This is a genomic window from Cytobacillus oceanisediminis (genome assembly GCF_004366035.1).
Taxonomy (GTDB): domain Bacteria; phylum Bacillota; class Bacilli; order Bacillales; family Cytobacillaceae; genus Cytobacillus; species Cytobacillus oceanisediminis_C.
The window spans coordinates 21,667-38,480 of sequence record NZ_SOEE01000017.1 but is presented as its reverse complement, the minus strand read 5'-3'; the positions used below and the strand labels follow the sequence as shown (position 1 = coordinate 38,480).

The 16,814-nt window shown below is 43.5% G+C and carries 16 protein-coding genes; all 16 read left to right on the top strand.

All coding sequences use genetic code 11. The features are described from left to right. The first annotated feature begins 4 nt into the window (after positions 1 to 4). The 16 genes from ridA (at position 5) to DFO72_RS26370 (ending at position 16,669) form a co-directional block, all read left to right on the top strand. The gene (ridA, locus tag DFO72_RS26450; protein ID WP_009336663.1) at positions 5 to 379 is read left to right on the top strand and encodes a 2-iminobutanoate/2-iminopropanoate deaminase; all 375 of its coding nucleotides are present in this window, start codon (positions 5 to 7) and stop codon (positions 377 to 379) included. Positions 380 to 565: 186 nt separating this feature from the next. Next, entirely contained in the window at positions 566 to 856 is a 291-nt protein-coding gene (gene spoVG, locus DFO72_RS26445) for a septation regulator SpoVG (protein WP_009336662.1), read from the top strand. 272 nt (positions 857 to 1,128) lie between these two features. Further along, positions 1,129 to 2,502, top strand: coding sequence for a bifunctional UDP-N-acetylglucosamine diphosphorylase/glucosamine-1-phosphate N-acetyltransferase GlmU (gene glmU, locus DFO72_RS26440; protein ID WP_113885342.1), 1,374 nt, complete (start codon positions 1,129 to 1,131; stop codon positions 2,500 to 2,502). Positions 2,503 to 2,546: 44 nt separating this feature from the next. Then, positions 2,547 to 3,503: a ribose-phosphate diphosphokinase gene (locus DFO72_RS26435; protein WP_113885341.1), complete on the top strand. Its 957-nt coding sequence runs from the start codon at positions 2,547 to 2,549 to the stop codon at positions 3,501 to 3,503. Between the two features lie 588 nt (positions 3,504 to 4,091). Next, the gene (locus DFO72_RS26425; protein ID WP_113885339.1) at positions 4,092 to 4,742 is read left to right on the top strand and encodes a 50S ribosomal protein L25/general stress protein Ctc; all 651 of its coding nucleotides are present in this window, start codon (positions 4,092 to 4,094) and stop codon (positions 4,740 to 4,742) included. A 267-nt stretch (positions 4,743 to 5,009) separates the two neighbouring features. Beyond that, positions 5,010 to 5,570 (top strand): aminoacyl-tRNA hydrolase, encoded by a 561-nt coding sequence (pth, locus tag DFO72_RS26420; RefSeq protein ID WP_113885338.1) that lies wholly within the window; start codon positions 5,010 to 5,012, stop codon positions 5,568 to 5,570. Positions 5,571 to 5,700: 130 nt separating this feature from the next. Next, on the top strand, positions 5,701 to 5,931 hold the full coding sequence (locus DFO72_RS26415) for an anti-sigma-F factor Fin family protein (RefSeq protein WP_113885337.1): 231 nt from the start codon (positions 5,701 to 5,703) through the stop codon (positions 5,929 to 5,931). Between the two features lie 524 nt (positions 5,932 to 6,455). Next, positions 6,456 to 9,995, top strand: coding sequence for a transcription-repair coupling factor (gene mfd, locus DFO72_RS26410; RefSeq protein ID WP_113885336.1), 3,540 nt, complete (start codon positions 6,456 to 6,458; stop codon positions 9,993 to 9,995). 414 nt (positions 9,996 to 10,409) lie between these two features. Next, a complete protein-coding gene (gene spoVT / locus DFO72_RS26405; RefSeq protein WP_113885361.1) occupies positions 10,410 to 10,946 on the top strand; it encodes a stage V sporulation protein T in 537 nt (178 codons plus the stop codon). A gap of 308 nt (positions 10,947 to 11,254) precedes the next feature. Then, on the top strand, positions 11,255 to 12,862 hold the full coding sequence (locus DFO72_RS26400; RefSeq protein ID WP_113885335.1) for a putative polysaccharide biosynthesis protein: 1,608 nt from the start codon (positions 11,255 to 11,257) through the stop codon (positions 12,860 to 12,862). An 8-nt stretch (positions 12,863 to 12,870) separates the two neighbouring features. Then, on the top strand, positions 12,871 to 14,325 hold the full coding sequence (gene mazG, locus DFO72_RS26395) for a nucleoside triphosphate pyrophosphohydrolase (protein WP_113885334.1): 1,455 nt from the start codon (positions 12,871 to 12,873) through the stop codon (positions 14,323 to 14,325). A 17-nt stretch (positions 14,326 to 14,342) separates the two neighbouring features. Beyond that, positions 14,343 to 14,600: an RNA-binding S4 domain-containing protein gene (locus tag DFO72_RS26390; protein WP_113885333.1), complete on the top strand. Its 258-nt coding sequence runs from the start codon at positions 14,343 to 14,345 to the stop codon at positions 14,598 to 14,600. Between the two features lie 175 nt (positions 14,601 to 14,775). Continuing rightward, a complete protein-coding gene (gene yabP, locus DFO72_RS26385) occupies positions 14,776 to 15,078 on the top strand; it encodes a sporulation protein YabP (RefSeq protein WP_009336651.1) in 303 nt (100 codons plus the stop codon). Beyond that, positions 15,075 to 15,707, top strand: a complete 633-nt coding sequence (gene yabQ / locus DFO72_RS26380; RefSeq protein ID WP_113885332.1) for a spore cortex biosynthesis protein YabQ — start codon at positions 15,075 to 15,077, stop codon at positions 15,705 to 15,707. The genes yabP and yabQ overlap by 4 nt, the downstream gene beginning before the upstream one ends. 15 nt (positions 15,708 to 15,722) lie before the next feature. Then, positions 15,723 to 16,133 (top strand): FtsB family cell division protein, encoded by a 411-nt coding sequence (locus DFO72_RS26375; RefSeq protein WP_113885331.1) that lies wholly within the window; start codon positions 15,723 to 15,725, stop codon positions 16,131 to 16,133. An 83-nt stretch (positions 16,134 to 16,216) separates the two neighbouring features. Further along, entirely contained in the window at positions 16,217 to 16,669 is a 453-nt protein-coding gene (locus tag DFO72_RS26370) for a S1 domain-containing RNA-binding protein (RefSeq protein ID WP_113885330.1), read from the top strand. Positions 16,670 to 16,814 lie beyond the last annotated feature (145 nt).

Here is a 16,814-nt window from a genome sequence, read left to right as displayed (position 1 = left end):
ATTCATGAAAGTCATTCAAACGAATCAGGCTCCGGCAGCAATTGGGCCATATTCTCAGGGGATTACTGTAAATAACCTATTCTATAGCTCAGGGCAAATTCCGCTTACGGCTGAAGGGGTTATGGTAGATGGGGATGTAAAAGAACAGACCCATCAGGTTTTTAAAAACCTTCAGGCAGTGCTTGAAGAAGCGGGTGCGTCATTAAATACAGTGGTAAAGGCAACGGTGTTTATCAAGGACATGAACGAGTTTGCAGCCATCAATGAAGTATATGGGGAATATTTCAGCACACACAAGCCTGCGCGCTCCTGTGTGGAAGTGGCACGCCTTCCAAAGGATGCATTGGTTGAAATTGAAGTAGTGGCCCTCGTCAAATAAATAACCGCATTTATTTCGCTCGTTCATGTGAACGGGCGTTTTTTATTACAGAAAAATGCTTTAACAGACAATGTTTTACTTTGAACAAAATATTCAAAAAATATTTTTTATCTAAGAAGGAGATTCAGGAAATATGTTGAATTTATACAATTAGGATTATATCTTCTCGAAAAGGTGGTGAACAGAATGGAAGTGACAGACGTAAGATTACGCCGCGTTAACACGGATGGACGAATGAGGGCAATCGCATCTATTACGCTTGATCATGAATTTGTTGTTCATGATATTCGTGTGATCGATGGGAATAATGGCTTATTTGTAGCTATGCCGAGCAAACGTACTCCGGATGGGGAGTTTAGAGATATCGCGCACCCGATCAATTCAGGAACGCGCGGTAAAATCCAGGAGGCTGTATTAGCCGAGTACCACCGTTTAGGTGAATTAGAAGTGGAATTTGAAGAAGCCGGTGCTTCCTAAGAAATAGATCAACAAGGGCCTACTACATAAGTAAGGCTCTTTTTTATTTTAGCTGTAAGGAATTCAAGCTCTGAGTCCCCCTGTTACAGGCGGTGCTTAGGGCTTTTTTCTATCTTGTTCATTACCCTGTCTGTAAAAATATTAAACCATTTCTTCAGAAAATACCGTTAATGGGAATGACAAATATATGTACTTTGTCATCATTTCTTGAAATAAGAGCCCATTTAAGATATATTCGTTATGGATAAAAAGGTTAAATTGGAGGCCTGTCAATGTCTAATCGATTCGCGGTCATTTTAGCCGCAGGCAAGGGGACACGAATGAAGTCAAAGCTTTACAAAGTCCTTCACCCTGTATGCGGCAAACCGATGGTTCAACATGTTGTTGATCAAGTTACAAAGCTTAACATAAAAGAAATTGTCACCATTACTGGACATGGAGCGGAAATGGTGGAGCAGCAGCTGGGTTCAATCAGCAAATATGCTCTTCAGGAGGAGCAGCTGGGCACTGCTCATGCCGTTATGCAGGCTCGCGATATGCTTGAAGGCAAAGAGGGCGTGACGCTCGTAGTCTGCGGAGATACACCACTCATCAAACATGAAACAATGGAAGCGCTTTTCAAGCATCATGAAGAGCTATCTGCCAAAGCGACTATTTTAACAGCCCATGCGGAAAATCCATTCGGATATGGACGCGTGATCCGAAATGACATGGGGATGGTTGAAAAAATCGTTGAGCAGAAAGATGCTTCCGAGGAAGAAAGAAAGATAAAAGAAATCAATACTGGGACCTATTGCTTTGATAATAAGGCCTTATTTGAAGCATTAAACAAAGTTACAAATGATAATGTGCAGGGTGAATATTATCTTCCGGATGTGATTGAGATCCTGAAAAATGAAGGCGAAGTCGTTACGGCTTACCAGACGGCTGATTTTGGCGAAACCCTGGGTGTCAATGACCGGGTAGCCTTGTCACAAGCCGAATCCTTCATGAAACAACGGATTAATGAAGAACATATGCGTAATGGCGTTACCATTATCGATCCGTCAAACACGTATATTGGTGCGAATGTGAAAATTGGCTCGGATACAGTTCTTTACCCTGGAACAATCATTTCCGGCAATACAGTCATTGGTTCTGAATGTGAGATTGGACCTCATACAGAGATTTCTGATTGCCATATTGGGGAAGGCACAGTGATCCGCCAGTCTGCTGCACATGACAGCCATATTGGTTCACAAGTGAATATTGGGCCGTTTGCTCACATTCGCCCGCAATCAGATATTCATGATGAAGTGAAAATCGGCAATTTTGTTGAAGTGAAGAAGTCTGTTTTTGGAAAAGGAAGCAAAGCCTCTCACCTGAGCTATATTGGCGATGCAGAAGTTGGAAGAGATGTTAACCTGGGCTGCGGCTCAATCACTGTCAATTATGACGGCAAAAACAAGTACCTGACCAAAATCGAAGATGGTGTTTTTATTGGATGCAACTCCAATCTCGTGGCACCGGTAACGATTGGGGAGGGTGCATATGTGGCAGCAGGATCGACAATTACAGAAGATGTGCCGGGAGAAGCCCTTTCCATTGCCCGTGCACGCCAGGTGAACAAGGAAAACTACACGCAAAAATTAAATATTAAGAAATAAACCGAACTTTCTATATGTAAGAAATAAATCGATGGAGGCCCAAAATGTCAAACCAGTATTTAGATCCAAACTTAAAGGTGTTCAGTTTAAACTCAAACCGCAAGCTAGCTGCAGAAATCGCCAATGTAATTGGTGTGGAGCTTGGTAAATGTTCCGTAACTCGCTTCAGCGACGGCGAAATTCAAATTAACATTGAAGAAAGCATCCGCGGATGCGATGTATATGTAATCCAATCTACAAGCTCTCCTGTTAATGAGCACTTAATGGAGCTTTTAATCATGATCGATGCTCTTAAGCGTGCATCTGCCAAGACCATCAACATCGTAATGCCTTACTATGGCTATGCCCGCCAGGACCGCAAAGCAAGAGCGCGTGAGCCGATTACAGCTAAGCTTGCAGCAAACCTTTTGGAAACTGCTGGTGCAACCCGTGTGATTACACTTGACTTGCATGCGCCGCAAATTCAAGGTTTCTTCGATATTCCGATCGATCATTTAATGGGTGTCCCAATCCTTTCTGATTACTTTAAGAACAAAATGATGGATGCCGACATCGTAATCGTATCCCCAGACCACGGCGGCGTAACACGTGCGCGTAAAATGGCTGATCGCTTAAAAGCGCCGATTGCCATCATTGACAAGCGCCGTCCAAAGCCGAATGTGGCTGAAGTCATGAACATTGTAGGTAACATCGATGGAAAAACTGCCATCTTAATCGACGATATTATAGATACTGCCGGAACGATTACATTAGCAGCAAATGCCCTGATCGAGAACGGTGCATCAGAAGTCTATGCATGCTGTACACACCCGGTTCTATCTGGGCCTGCCATCGAAAGAATTGAAAACTCAACAATCAAAGAATTGGTTGTAACAAACTCAATTACTCTTCCAGAAGAGAAGAAAACAGACAAGATTGTCGAACTTTCCGTAGCACCGCTAATCGGTGAAGCAATCATCCGAGTTCATGAAGAGCAATCCGTCAGCACTTTGTTTGATTGATCGGTAATTAAATAACTTATCCAGGCTTGCTGTAAAGCAAGCCTGATCTGCGTTCTTTTTCGGATTGTTCTAATCGCTAACTAACTTTAACGAACTGGGCTGATTGGAGCGAAGGGCACTTGATCCTCGAAAATGCATCCGTCTTTTCTTCGTGCGGTGCTAATTCAAGGAAACTTATTCAGTGTCCTGCGGAAGGAGAGGGAGTGAGAGACCCCGCAGGCGAAGCCGAGGAGGCTCTCATTCCTCCCCTCCGGAAAGCAAGTGACCGCAGCAGAAATCAACGGGTAATATTCAAAAGCTTTGACAAAAAATCATAAGGAAAGCCAAAGATAATATAAACCTGAAAAAAACAAAAACGTTTAGACTTCCTCATTTTAGGGCATTTTTTTATATAGACAAGACTTTATCGCAGTCTAACGGGCAGTATGACTCCCATTACTAGACTCGAAGGAATAAAAGGCGACTTAGCGGGAGTCAAAATGTCCGTAAAGGCCCTTGGTTCAACTAACAATTAGCGGGGGATAAAAAACCCCTGCTGATTGAAGGTTCACTTTATAAATTTTTCTAAATGAGGAAGGGGACGTATTTATGACAGCTGTATTGCAAGCAAAAGAAAGAAAAGGTTCACGCAATTCCAATTTAACTTCACTGCGAAAAGAAGGTAATATTCCGGCAGTTGTGTATGGTTCAAAACAGCAAAGCCAATCCATCTACTTAAGCGAAGCAGATTTTCTTAAGACGATAAAGGAAGTGGGCAGAAACGGCGTATTTTCATTAGATGTAGATGGCAGCAAACTTGAAGTGGTGCTTGGTGACTACCAGTCCAATCCAATTAAAAATGCAATTGTCCATGCTGATTTTCTAGCGGTGGATATGAATAAGGAAATGACAGCCGATGTACGCGTCGTCTTGACTGGAGATGCAGCGGGAGTAAAAGATGGAGGCGTTATGCAGCAATCCATGCATGAAGTCTCTGTTACAGCGACACCGAATAATATTCCACCTTCTGTTGAAGTGGATGTAACGAATCTGCAGGTGAATGAGACCTTAACAGTTGCTGATATCAAGGCAGATCGCGGCTATGGAATCAATAATGAGGATGAAGAGGTTATCGCTTCCATCCTTCCTCCGAGACAGGAAGAAGAAATCAGCAGCGGTGAAGAACAGGAAGCTGGCACACCTGAAAATGAAGAAGGCAGAGAAACAACAGCAAATGAAGATAAAACAGGTGGAGAATAAGCTCAGGGAAACTATTCTTGCGGGGGCTTGGCAATAATGGCCGGCCCCTGTTTGCATGGCATTAAAATAAATCCGAATGAGACGCACATACGGGATAAGATCAGAAGCAGCAGGGGCAATTGAGTCCGAACCTGGCTCAGCTTCCGACAGAATCTTCTTACCGAACAACACACTTTCTACTATAATGAAAAAGAGAATCGAAAAAGTTCAGAGCGCGCGTCTGGTTAAATACTAGGCTTCTGCGCTTTTCGAATATGGGGTGAGAAAATGAAATTAATTGTAGGGTTGGGGAATCCCGGCAAGCAATATGATAAAACGAGGCACAATATTGGCTTTGATGTGATTGATGTTTTATCGGACCGGCTGAATATTCCTTTGAATCAGGCCAAGCTGAAAGGCATATTTGGCATCGGCTATGTGAACGGAGAGAAAGTATTTCTGCTTAAACCTCTTACATATATGAATTTATCAGGAGAATCCATCCGGGCTGTTATGGATTATTTCGAGATAAATGATGATGAACTTGTGGTTATCTATGATGATCTGGATCTTCCTGTAGGCAGGATCCGTCTCCGTCAAAAAGGGAGCGCAGGTGGCCATAATGGGATCAAATCTACAATCGCGCATCTGGGAACACAGGAATTTAACAGAATCCGAGTTGGCATCGACCGTCCGCCGAGCGGCATGAAGGTGCCTGACTATGTGCTGGGCCGCTTCACGAAAGAAGAACAGGCTATTATAGACGAAACGGCTAAAAAGTGTGCAGATGCCTGTGAGGAATGGTTCAGAAAACCATTTTTACAGGTAATGAACGATTTTAATCAATAATCTTCATATTTTATCAATCTTATCATAGAATAATGTATCTCTTCATTGCCGGCATCGTCTGATTGCATGAATAAGTTCCCTTCCTGAGGTCCATACTAGAATCATGGACAGTTTAACGGGAGGGACAGGCATGGCTATTCATTATCATTGCCGTCATTGCGGAACAAAGATTGGTTCAATAGAGAACAGCTCTGTTTATTCAGAGCAGCTTGGCTTCCATAAGCTAAATGATCAGGAACGCCAGGAGATGATCTCTTATGACCAATCAGGAGATATGCTTGTAAAAGCGATCTGTGAGGATTGCCAGGAATCACTGGAACGCAATCCGGATTACCATCAGCAGGACTTTATTATTCATTAACAAGCTTTGGAGACGATCCAAAGCATTTTTCTATTTCTATGTGAGGGATTCATTGTATTTAATAGAAACCGTTCTATAGATTCTTGTTGCATCCATATTATATTTAGTAAGATTAATGAAAGTTAAAATGGATTTTGCAGAATGTCAGTTATCTGGCTCGATGGGCCAGGAGTGGCATCTGCTTTTTGGCGGTTGAACTGCCTGGGAAAAGACACTCTTTGAAAGTTGAGAACTGTCTAGCTCCAGCGCCTGCCCCCTCGAGGTCACAAGCCAATCCTCACAAAAAGGCAAAGAACGCCTTTCTGTGAGGCTCGTCTTATGCTTGTCGGGGCTGAATCAAGGCGCTTGCGCTTTTGAAAGATAAAGGGAATTTTGAACGTTGAGAACTGTCTAGCTCCAGCGCCTTCTCCCTCGAGTCATAAGCAATCCTCCCAAAAAGGCAAAGAACGCCTTTCTGTGAGACTCGTCTTGTGCTTGTCGGGGGTGGGCAAGGCGCTTGCGCTTTTCTTATAGGAGGGGCTTTCATGTTAGGTCTTAAAGAGATTATTAGCCGGCAGGATGATGTAAGTTCCATCTTGTCTGGCATAGAGGAAGGGCTAAGGGAGCAGATGCTTGCCGGATTGTCAGGATCAGCACGCACCTTGTTTTTGTCTTCCATATATGAGCAATCGGGAAGGCCGATGCTTGTTGTAACACATAACCTTCTGCAGGCACAGAAGCTATATGATGATATCGTCAATCTGGCGGGAGAATCGGAAGTGTTTTTGTATCCTGCAAATGAGTTGATTGCAGCGGAAATGGGGATTGCCAGCCCGGAATTAAAGGCCCAGCGGATCGAGGCTTTAAATTATTGGAGCAAATATAAAACGGGAATCATGATCGTCCCGATGGCAGGGTTAAGAAAGATTCTCCCGCCTCCAGGCCACTGGCAGAAATACCAGCTGTCTTTAAAAATTGGCGATGAACTGACAGATGAACAATTAAAAAACTTTGTCCGGATGGGCTATGTTCGTTCGGAAATGGTTTCTTCGCCGGGAGAATTCAGTGTCAGGGGCGGAATCATTGATATCTATCCCCTGACTGAGGCTGATCCAGTTAGGATTGAGCTATTTGATACAGAAGTTGATTCAATCCGGACTTTTTCTTTGGAGGACCAAAGGTCAAAAGAAAAATTAAACGAGATTTCGATTGGGCCAGCAACCGAAATACCTCTGGATTCAGAACACTTCCAGATATTAATTGAAAAACTGGAAAAAGGTTTGGGATCAAGCCTGAAAAAACTGAAAGATGATAAAGCGAAAACACAGCTGGCCCAGAATGTTGGCTATGAATTAGAACAGCTGCGAATGGGGAACAAGCCTGAACAGCTTTTCAAATACCTATCGTTTGCCTTTGAGGAAGGAAGTAGTTTAGTAGACTATCTCCCTGCCAATGGCTTAATTTTTATTGACGAAATCAGCCGTGTGCAGGAAATGAATGACTCCCTTGATAAGGAAGAGGCCGAGTGGTATACAAGTCTTCTGGGTGAGGGCCAGATAATTCATGATGTGAAGATTTCACACACTTTAAAAGAGTTTCTGCACCGTTCAAAGCATCCGATTACGTATATGTCCCTGTTCCTGAGACATGTACCGAATACAAATCCGCAAAACATCATTAATGTCACCTGCAAACAGATGCAGAATTTCCATGGACAAATGCATGTGCTGAAAAGCGAGCTGGACAGATGGAAAAAAGGCAGATTTTCAGTCGTATTCCTGGGTCCCGACGAAGAGCGGATTAAAAAGCTGCAAAGAGTGCTTGAAGACTATGAGATTGAAGCGGCATTTGTGAGTGAGGATGACCCGATTTTAACAGGGAAAATTCAAATTACAGAGGGCAGTCTGCAGACCGGATTCGAGCTTCCAAGCCAAAAGCTGGCTGTTATTACGGAAGAAGAGCTTTTTAACAAACGCACAAAAAAGAAAGCCCGCAGGCAAAAGCTTTCAAATGCAGAGAGAATTAAAAGCTATTCCGAACTGAAGGTTGGAGACTATGTCGTTCATGTAAATCACGGGATCGGGAAATACTTAGGGATTGAAACTCTTGAGATTAACGGGGTCCACAAAGATTATCTCCATATCCGCTACCAGGGCAGCGACAAGCTTTATGTGCCAGTGGAGCAGATTGAGCTTGTCCAGAAATATGTCGGGTCCGAAGCTAAAGAGCCAAAAATTTATAAGCTGGGCGGAAACGATTGGAAACGGGTTAAGAAAAAGGTTCAATCATCTGTTCAGGATATTGCGGATGATCTGATTAAGCTATATGCAGAACGCGAGGCATCAAAAGGCTATGCCTTCAGTCCGGATGGGGATATGCAAAGGGAATTTGAAGCGGCCTTCCCATACCAGGAAACAGAGGACCAGATCCGTTCCATCCATGAAATTAAGAAAGATATGGAGAGGGAGCGCCCGATGGACCGCTTATTATGCGGAGATGTGGGCTATGGGAAAACAGAAGTGGCCATCCGTGCTGCTTTTAAGGCGATTGCGGATGGAAAACAGGTTGCCATCCTCGTTCCGACGACCATACTGGCTCAGCAGCACTATGAAACAATGAGAGAACGATTCCAGGACTATCCAATTGAAATTGGGCTATTAAGCCGATTCAGAACGAAAAAGCAGCAGACCGAAACCCTTAAAGGCTTAAAGGCAGGGACTATTGATGTAGTTGTCGGCACACACCGGATTTTATCAAAAGATATCCAGTATAGAGAATTAGGCCTGCTCGTTATTGATGAAGAGCAGCGCTTTGGAGTAACACACAAAGAAAAGATCAAGCAGCTTAAGACAAATGTGGATGTCCTTACCCTGACTGCAACGCCAATCCCGAGAACCCTTCATATGTCAATGCTGGGCGTTAGGGATCTATCGGTTATAGAAACACCTCCTGAGAACCGGTTCCCGGTCCAGACTTATGTGATGGAGTATAATGGTGCACTGGTTCGTGAAGCAATTGAAAGGGAACTGGCGAGGGATGGACAGGTCTATTTTCTATATAACCGGGTGGAGGATATAGAACGAAAAGCCGAGGAAATATCCATGCTAGTTCCAGATGCAAGGGTAACATATGCCCATGGGAAAATGACGGAAAATGAGTTAGAATCTGTTATGTTAAGCTTCCTGGAAGGCGAGTCCGATGTTCTCGTCAGCACAACGATCATTGAAACAGGCGTAGATATTCCAAATGTCAACACGCTGATTGTCCATGATGCAGACAAAATGGGCTTGTCCCAGCTTTATCAGCTTAGGGGCCGGGTTGGCCGTTCCAACCGGGTTGCCTACGCATACTTCACATATCGAAAAGACAAAGTATTAACGGAAGTAGCTGAAAAGCGGCTTCAGGCCATAAAGGAATTTACAGAGCTCGGTTCAGGTTTCAAAATTGCCATGCGGGATTTATCAATCAGAGGCGCCGGCAATCTGCTTGGAGCCGAACAGCATGGATTCATCGACTCTGTCGGTTTTGATCTGTATTCGCAAATGCTTAAAGAAGCGATTGAAGAACGGAAAGATAAGCTGGATGGCGTCGAGGCAAAACCGGCTAAAATTGAGATCGACCTGGATGTTGATGCTTATATTCCTGATTTCTACTTGTCTGATGGCCATCAGAAAATAGAAATGTATAAGCGCTTCCGCGGCATTTCTTCACTTGAAGATGTGGAAGAGCTCCAGGATGAGATGATCGACCGTTTTGGCGAGTATCCAGATGAAGTAGGGTATTTATTCCAGATTGCCGAAATGAAGGCATACGGTGAACTTGCCGGAGTCGAGACGGTTAAACAATCCAAACAGGAAGTACTGATTCTTTTATCGGAAAAGGCCAGCGAGCATATAGATGGCCAGAAGATTTTCCAGATCACAAGCAAATACGGCAGAATGATCGGCCTGGGCATGGAGGGAAAGAAACTGAAAGCTGTCCTCCATATTAAAGGCGTCAAAACAAATGAATGGCTCAATATTGCATACGAAGTGATCAAAGGAATGCAGGAAGCGAAAAAAGAGCAGGAATATCCAACTGCGTAAATTTATGGAAACATCACTGTCAATAAAATGAAACAATAGAAATGTTTATCTCTTTCTGACGAGGGTAATTTTAAGTTGAAGGATCATTTGGAATGTTTATCCGATTTTGGAATGAATAACATCTATGAGAAAAAGTTTTTGTGCACGTATATAACTTTCCATATGAAAGATACTAAGTTCAAACATGGCGATGCATTCATTTTCTCCCAATTATGGATCATAGCCAAAAGAGGAAAGAGTAAGTGCTGTGCTGGAGATAGAGTTGTCTAGCTCCAGCGCCAAGCCCCTCGAGTCATAAGTCAAATCACTTCAGAAGTCGGGATTTCCTATGTGATTCATCTTATGCTTGCCAGGGCTGAGCAAGGCGCTTCCGCTTTTCTATTAAATCATCAGATGAAAGTGAGGCAACGTTGGATGAAAGCAACAGGTATAGTTCGTCGAATCGATGATTTGGGTCGTGTAGTCATTCCTAAAGAAATCCGCAGAACACTGCGTATTCGTGAGGGGGACCCGCTGGAGATTTTCGTAGATCGTGATGGAGAAGTCATCTTAAAGAAATATTCACCAATCAGTGAACTGAGCGATTTTGCAAAAGAATATGCAGAAGCATTATATGACAGCCTGGGAAATCCAGTGTTAATCTGTGACAGAGATACTTACATTGCTGTTGCAGGAGGTTCTAAAAAGGATTACTTAAACAAAAACATAAGCGAACTTGTTGAAAAAACAATGGAAGAGCGCAGTTCAGTCCTGGTTAACCAGTCAGGCGACATCTCGCTTGTTGACGGGAACACAGAGCCTTCCTCCGCTTATACAATCGGCCCAATCATTGCAAACGGCGACCCAATTGGAGCAGTTATCATTTTTGCAAAAGAAGATTCACTGGGCGACGTGGAACAAAAAGCAGTTGAAACGGCAGCAGGCTTCCTGGCCAGACAAATGGAATCATAAAAATGGATACTTAATGAAAGGGGTAGCGGAATGCTGCCTTTTTTCTTTGGCCCGGGAATGGCGGGCACGCAACCGAATAAATGATGCGCGAACACAAAGATATCCCGCGCACAAGGTTAGTGAATGCGCAAAAACCCAAGGATATCCGCCCGCAAAAATATGAAAGACACGCAGAACCGAAAAACAAAGCCCGCAATCCCGGTGAATCCGCGCACAAACAAAAATATCCGCAACAACCCAAGCGTTCCCGCGCAGAAAGCCTCAATATGCTATAATACTTTCGAATTCAATTGGAAGGAGATGGGCAATTGAAGCCCGTTCAGACATCTGGCGATTTGTTTAAAGGAGCGTTTATCCTCACGATCGCTGCCCTGATTACAAAAATTTTGAGTGCTGTTTACCGGGTCCCCTTTCAAAATATCGTTGGGGACGTAGGGTTTTATATATATCAGCAGGTTTATCCGTTTTATGGAATCATTATCGTGTTATCTACATATGGATTTCCTGTCATTATTTCAAAGCTTTATGCCGAGCAGGCCGCTTTAAAGAAAGAGAGGGATATTCAGAACTTATTTGCCGTTTCTGCCTTTGTTCTGTCCATAATAGGTTTTATCGGGTTCTCCATTCTGTATTGGGGTTCGGACTGGCTGGCTGTCAGGATGGGCGATCCGCAGCTGGCGATCTTACTCAGAGTGGTGGCAGCCATGTTTCTTCTTTTTCCGATCCTGTCCCTTTTCCGGGGATATTTTCAAGGTAAAGGAGATATGGTTCCAACCGCTGTTTCCCAGGTAGGAGAACAGCTTGTCAGAGTCATTACCATTCTGCTGGCCGCGTATTTGCTTGTTAAGGGAGGAAATTCTCTATACACGGTGGGAGGCGGGGCCCTTTTTGGGGCCATAACCGGCGGACTTATTGCCCTCCTGATTTTATTCACCTTCTTTTATATAAAAGAAAGAAAAAACCTGCCGTCCGCCATTGCCATCGATTTTAAACAAAGCGGCAAGCTGGCCAAAACGATTATCATACAGGGGTTTGCCATCTGCATCAGCAGTCTCGTGCTTATTTTCATTCAGCTGGCAGATTCGTTTAATTTATATTCGCTTCTATTAACATCCGGAGTTGAAGGAGAGGAAGCGAAGGCCCTCAAAGGTGTGTATGATCGCGGACAGCCGATTGTCCAGCTGGGCATTGTTGTGGCAACATCCATGTCCCTGTCGCTTGTGCCGCTCATCTCCAAAGAAAAAATGAGAAATCAGCCTGCATTCCTTCATAATAAAATCAGACTTGCCCTTCAAATCGGTATTCTTGTTGGAGCTGCAGCAACGGTGGGCCTCTGGAATATCATAAAGCCTGCAAATATTATGCTGTTTGAAAATTCAACTGGATCGGATGTCCTGGCGATTCTTAGTCTGCTGATTTTGCTGAGCAGCCTGATCATCACAATCACAGGCATCCTGCAGGGATTAGGATTTATCTTTTTCCCGGCAGCGTCCATTTTGATGGGATTTGCGGTAAAGCTTGGCCTGAACATCCTATTGGTTCCTTCTTACGGCACAGCCGGCGCAGCGGTCGCATCATGCCTGGCACTTGCTGCTGTCTTCATTTTTCTTATTGCAAAGCTTCGTTTATATTTGAAGATATCATTGATTTCTCTGCGCTTTTTAGTGGTGGCCGGATTTGCTGCTTTGGTGATGTCGGTTGTTTTGCAGCTGTATCTTCAGGCAACAGCCATGCTGCCAATACCGGAACCGGGCAGAATGTTTGCCGGATTCCAGGCATTAAGCGGCGTAGCGCTGGGGGGCTTTACGTATTTGTATATCGTGTTTAAAGGCAATACTTTTAAAGAGGAAGAGCTTGCTCTGCTTCCGCTTGGAAGCAAGCTCATGTTTTTGCTTCCCAAAAAGACTAGGAGATGAATCGCTTTATGAAAAAAATAACCATTCTCGGGCTTGGAGCAGGAGACTTGGATCAGCTTCCTTTTGGCGTATATCGAAAACTTAAACAGGCAGAGGTTTTGTACCTTCGGACAAAGGAGCATCCGGTTCTGCGGGATCTCGAACGAGAAGGGCTGACTTATCAGTCTTTTGATCATATCTACGAAAAGCATGAGAAATTTGAAGAAGTGTATGAGGAAATTTGTGAATTCCTTCTTGAAGAATCCCTTGCCAAAGAGATTACATATGGAGTTCCAGGCCATCCGCTTGTTGCGGAACGTACGGTGCAGCTTCTCATAGAGCGTGCCCCGCAGAGAGGCATTGAGATTATGATCGAAGGAGGACAAAGCTTCCTTGATCCTTTATTTCAGGCTTTGAAAATTGATCCGATCGAAGGATTTCAGCTTCTGGATGGAACCGATTTATACAGAGATGAGATCCAGGTGGCCCAGCACGTCATCATTGGACAGGTTTATGACCAGTTTGTTGCGAGTGACGTCAAGCTGACACTGATGGAAAAGCTGCCTTACGATTACGTGGTTTATATTGTAACAGCTGCCGGCAGCAAGGATGAGGTTATTAAACAAGTGCAGCTGCATGAACTGGATCATAATATGGAGCTGAATAACTTAACTTCTGTATATGTGCCTCCTGTAAACAATGATTCAGTCCTCTATAAAGATTTTTCAAAACTGCGGAGCATTATTGCGGAACTGCGGGGGCCAAACGGCTGCCCATGGGATAAAAAGCAAACTCATGAATCATTGAAGAAATATTTAATTGAAGAAGCCTATGAGCTGATTGAAGCGATCGATAATGAAGATAGCGAGCATATGACAGAGGAACTGGGAGATGTCCTTCTCCAGGTGATGCTTCATGCACAAATTGGCGAAGACGAAGGCTATTTTACCATCGATGATGTGATCGAGGGACTTTCTGAAAAAATGGTCCGCCGTCATCCTCATGTCTTTGGTGATGTACAGGCAGAAAATGAAGAAGAGGTGCTTAAAAATTGGCAGAGCATTAAGCAGGAAGAAAAGGGTGAAACGCAGGAATCCATGATGGATACTGTCCCGAAATCATTCCCGAACTTAATGAGAGCGGCTGAAATTCAGAAAAAAGCAGCAAAAGCCGGCTTTGACTGGAAGGAAGTTGAGCCTGCCTGGGAGAAGGTAAAAGAAGAGATTGCCGAATTCGAGAAGGAAGCCGTGAACTCCAGCCCCGAGATGGAGGCGGAATTTGGCGATATCCTGTTTGCGCTTGTGAATATTGCGCGTTTCTATAAAATTGATGCCGAAGAAGCTGTGAGAAAAACCAATGAAAAATTCATCCGCCGTTTTACTTATGTGGAAGAACGGGTAATGATGAGCGGCAGAAAATTTGAAGACTTTACGCTCGAGCAGCTCGATGAATTCTGGAATGAAGCAAAATCCAAAGGATACTAATAGAGGAGTGGCAATAGATGAGATTAGATAAATTTCTAAAAGTATCAAGGCTAATAAAAAGAAGAACACTGGCAAAAGAAGTCTCCGATCAGGGAAGGATCTCCATAAATGGACAGCAGGCCAAAGCAAGCTCAACCGTTAAAGTGGGAGATGAACTTCAAATCCGCTTCGGGCAGAAGCTGGTAACGGTCAAAGTGGAGCGCCTGCAGGAAACGACCCGCAAGGAAGAAGCGGCGGAAATGTACTCGATTGTTAAGGAAGAGAAAGTGGAATAGCGGCCTGCGCCTATGGAGATTGGCGTTAAATCTTGAAATTTAACGGAATTTCGTCCGTATCATTTTTCAAATTCAGCAGCGCCTCCGCTTTTCCTATTGGCTTGTTCTATTTTAATTCCCCTTTTCATAAACATGTACAAAAAGGTTGTACTATGCTGATTGCGGGGGATGAATAATGAGTCAATATTATGAGTCAAGTTCGAACAAAACCAATACTCAGGAACATGATGTCATTATGAGAGGCAGAAGACTGCTCGATATTACTGGTGTTAAACAAGTCGAAAGCTTCGATAATGAAGAGTTTTTGCTGGAGACGGTGATGGGTTTCCTTGCGATTAGAGGGCAGAACCTGCAGATGAAGAATCTGGATGTCGACAAGGGAATTGTTTCCATCAAGGGGAAGGTATTTGACCTTGTTTATATTGACGATCAGAATGGAGATAAAGCTAAAGGATTCTTTAGCAAGTTGTTCCGATGACACTGACCACTCAATTTGTAACCATGCTGGCGATGATCGGCATGGGAAGTGTGTTTGGGGCTGCCCTTGATACGTATAATCGTTTCCTGCAAAGAACCAGGCGGAAAAGCTGGCTTGTATTTATTAATGATATCCTTTTTTGGCTCGTACAGGGCCTGGCAATCTTCTATATTTTATTTCTGGTGAATAAAGGCGAGTTAAGGTTTTATATTTTCATTGCTTTGCTGTGCGGTTTTGCCGCTTATCAAAGTTTATTTAAGAAAATGTATCTGCGGGTATTGGAGATATCCATCCGGATGGCGATCTCCATATACCGCTTTTTCGTTAAGACCTTTACTTTGCTCATCTATAAGCCCATCCAGGGTCTTATTATGGCGTTAATTGCGGTAGCCGTTATGCTTGGAAAAGGACTTTATTCCCTGTTAAAAGTCATACTTCGAGTCTTTTGGTTCATCTTGAAAGTGGTTTTTCTGCCTGTCAAATGGATTTTGTCACTTTTGTGGAAACTTTTGCCGAAAAAGATTAAAAAAACAGTCGAGAAGTTATATAATAAATTGGCAGGATATTTACAGCTGATAAAGAATTATGTTTTAAAATGGATTGCAAAGTGGAAAAAACCTAAAGAGTAAGGAGGGAGTGCGGAAGTGAGTGTCACCAAGAAGAAAAATGTAGCCAAAATGGAAACCAGCTATGTCAAACAGCAGGAAGCAGCAGAGATCAGTGCGGGCCGTAAGAAAAAGCTATTATTTCGAAGATTAGCGGCATTTTTCACACTGGCAGCCGTCGTTTCATTTTTTATGATCTCCACACTCGTTTCGCAGTCTGCTGCTCTGGAAGAAAAAGTGGAAGAGAAAACCCGGCTGGACCAGGAGCTTTCTGACCTGAAGAAAAAGGAAGTTATGCTTGAAGAAGAAATTGTTAAGCTGAATGATGATGAGTATATCGCGAAACTTGCCCGCAAAGATTACTTCCTATCTGACAACAACGAAATCATTTTTAACCTCCCTGAAGAAGAGACGGAAAAAGAAAAGAAAAAGGAAAAAAAGGCCGATTGACGCTATATTGACACTCTTTTTTTAGTTTCTGTATAATATATAGTAAATTTTGATTTAAATCTTTCAAGGAGGCAATTTTTTTAATGTCAATCGAAGTAGGCAGCAAGTTAAAAGGAAAGGTCACAGGCATTACAAAATTCGGAGCATTTGTGGAGCTGCCGGAAGGCTCAACGGGTCTGGTGCACATAAGTGAAGTCGCTGACAAGTATGTAAAAGATATTAATGAGCACCTCAAAGTAGGTGACTTGGTTGAAGTGAAAGTCATTAATGTCGAAAAGGACGGCAAGATTGGATTATCCATCAAAAAGGCAAAAGACCGGCCTGAGCGTTCTGAAAGACCTGATAGAGGCGACAGAAAAGAATTCAGACCTAATTCAAACTCTGGCCGACCTCGCCATAACAGATCAAACGACCATCGCCCTAAAGAAAACTTTGAAGCCAAAATGGCTCGTTTCCTAAAGGACAGCGAAGATCGTCTGTCATCTCTAAAACGCCATACCGAATCCAAACGCGGAGGAAGAGGCGCTAAACGATGATAACTTGCTGCTGATCGATCTATATAGCAGGATGGAAAACAAGTCCGATGGGGCTTGTTTTTTTGTGCTGTTTAGCGCTGTTATTTCTGATGGAAACCTTATTAATAGTGAAACCTTGATGCGGCGCGAAGTGACCGATATATCG

Excerpts from the sequence above, each read along its gene's own strand:
- ridA (WP_009336663.1), top strand. The coding sequence starts at position 5 with ATGAAAGTCATTCAAACGAATCAGGCTCCGGCAGCAATTGGGCCATAT.
- spoVG (WP_009336662.1), top strand. The coding sequence starts at position 566 with ATGGAAGTGACAGACGTAAGATTACGCCGCGTTAACACGGATGGACGA.
- glmU (WP_113885342.1), top strand. The coding sequence starts at position 1,129 with ATGTCTAATCGATTCGCGGTCATTTTAGCCGCAGGCAAGGGGACACGA.
- DFO72_RS26435 (WP_113885341.1), top strand. The coding sequence starts at position 2,547 with ATGTCAAACCAGTATTTAGATCCAAACTTAAAGGTGTTCAGTTTAAAC.
- DFO72_RS26425 (WP_113885339.1), top strand. The coding sequence starts at position 4,092 with ATGACAGCTGTATTGCAAGCAAAAGAAAGAAAAGGTTCACGCAATTCC.
- pth (WP_113885338.1), top strand. The coding sequence starts at position 5,010 with ATGAAATTAATTGTAGGGTTGGGGAATCCCGGCAAGCAATATGATAAA.
- DFO72_RS26415 (WP_113885337.1), top strand. The coding sequence starts at position 5,701 with ATGGCTATTCATTATCATTGCCGTCATTGCGGAACAAAGATTGGTTCA.
- mfd (WP_113885336.1), top strand. The coding sequence starts at position 6,456 with ATGTTAGGTCTTAAAGAGATTATTAGCCGGCAGGATGATGTAAGTTCC.
- spoVT (WP_113885361.1), top strand. The coding sequence starts at position 10,410 with ATGAAAGCAACAGGTATAGTTCGTCGAATCGATGATTTGGGTCGTGTA.
- mazG (WP_113885334.1), top strand. The coding sequence starts at position 12,871 with ATGAAAAAAATAACCATTCTCGGGCTTGGAGCAGGAGACTTGGATCAG.
- DFO72_RS26390 (WP_113885333.1), top strand. The coding sequence starts at position 14,343 with ATGAGATTAGATAAATTTCTAAAAGTATCAAGGCTAATAAAAAGAAGA.
- yabP (WP_009336651.1), top strand. The coding sequence starts at position 14,776 with ATGAGTCAATATTATGAGTCAAGTTCGAACAAAACCAATACTCAGGAA.
- yabQ (WP_113885332.1), top strand. The coding sequence starts at position 15,075 with ATGACACTGACCACTCAATTTGTAACCATGCTGGCGATGATCGGCATG.
- DFO72_RS26370 (WP_113885330.1), top strand. The coding sequence starts at position 16,217 with ATGTCAATCGAAGTAGGCAGCAAGTTAAAAGGAAAGGTCACAGGCATT.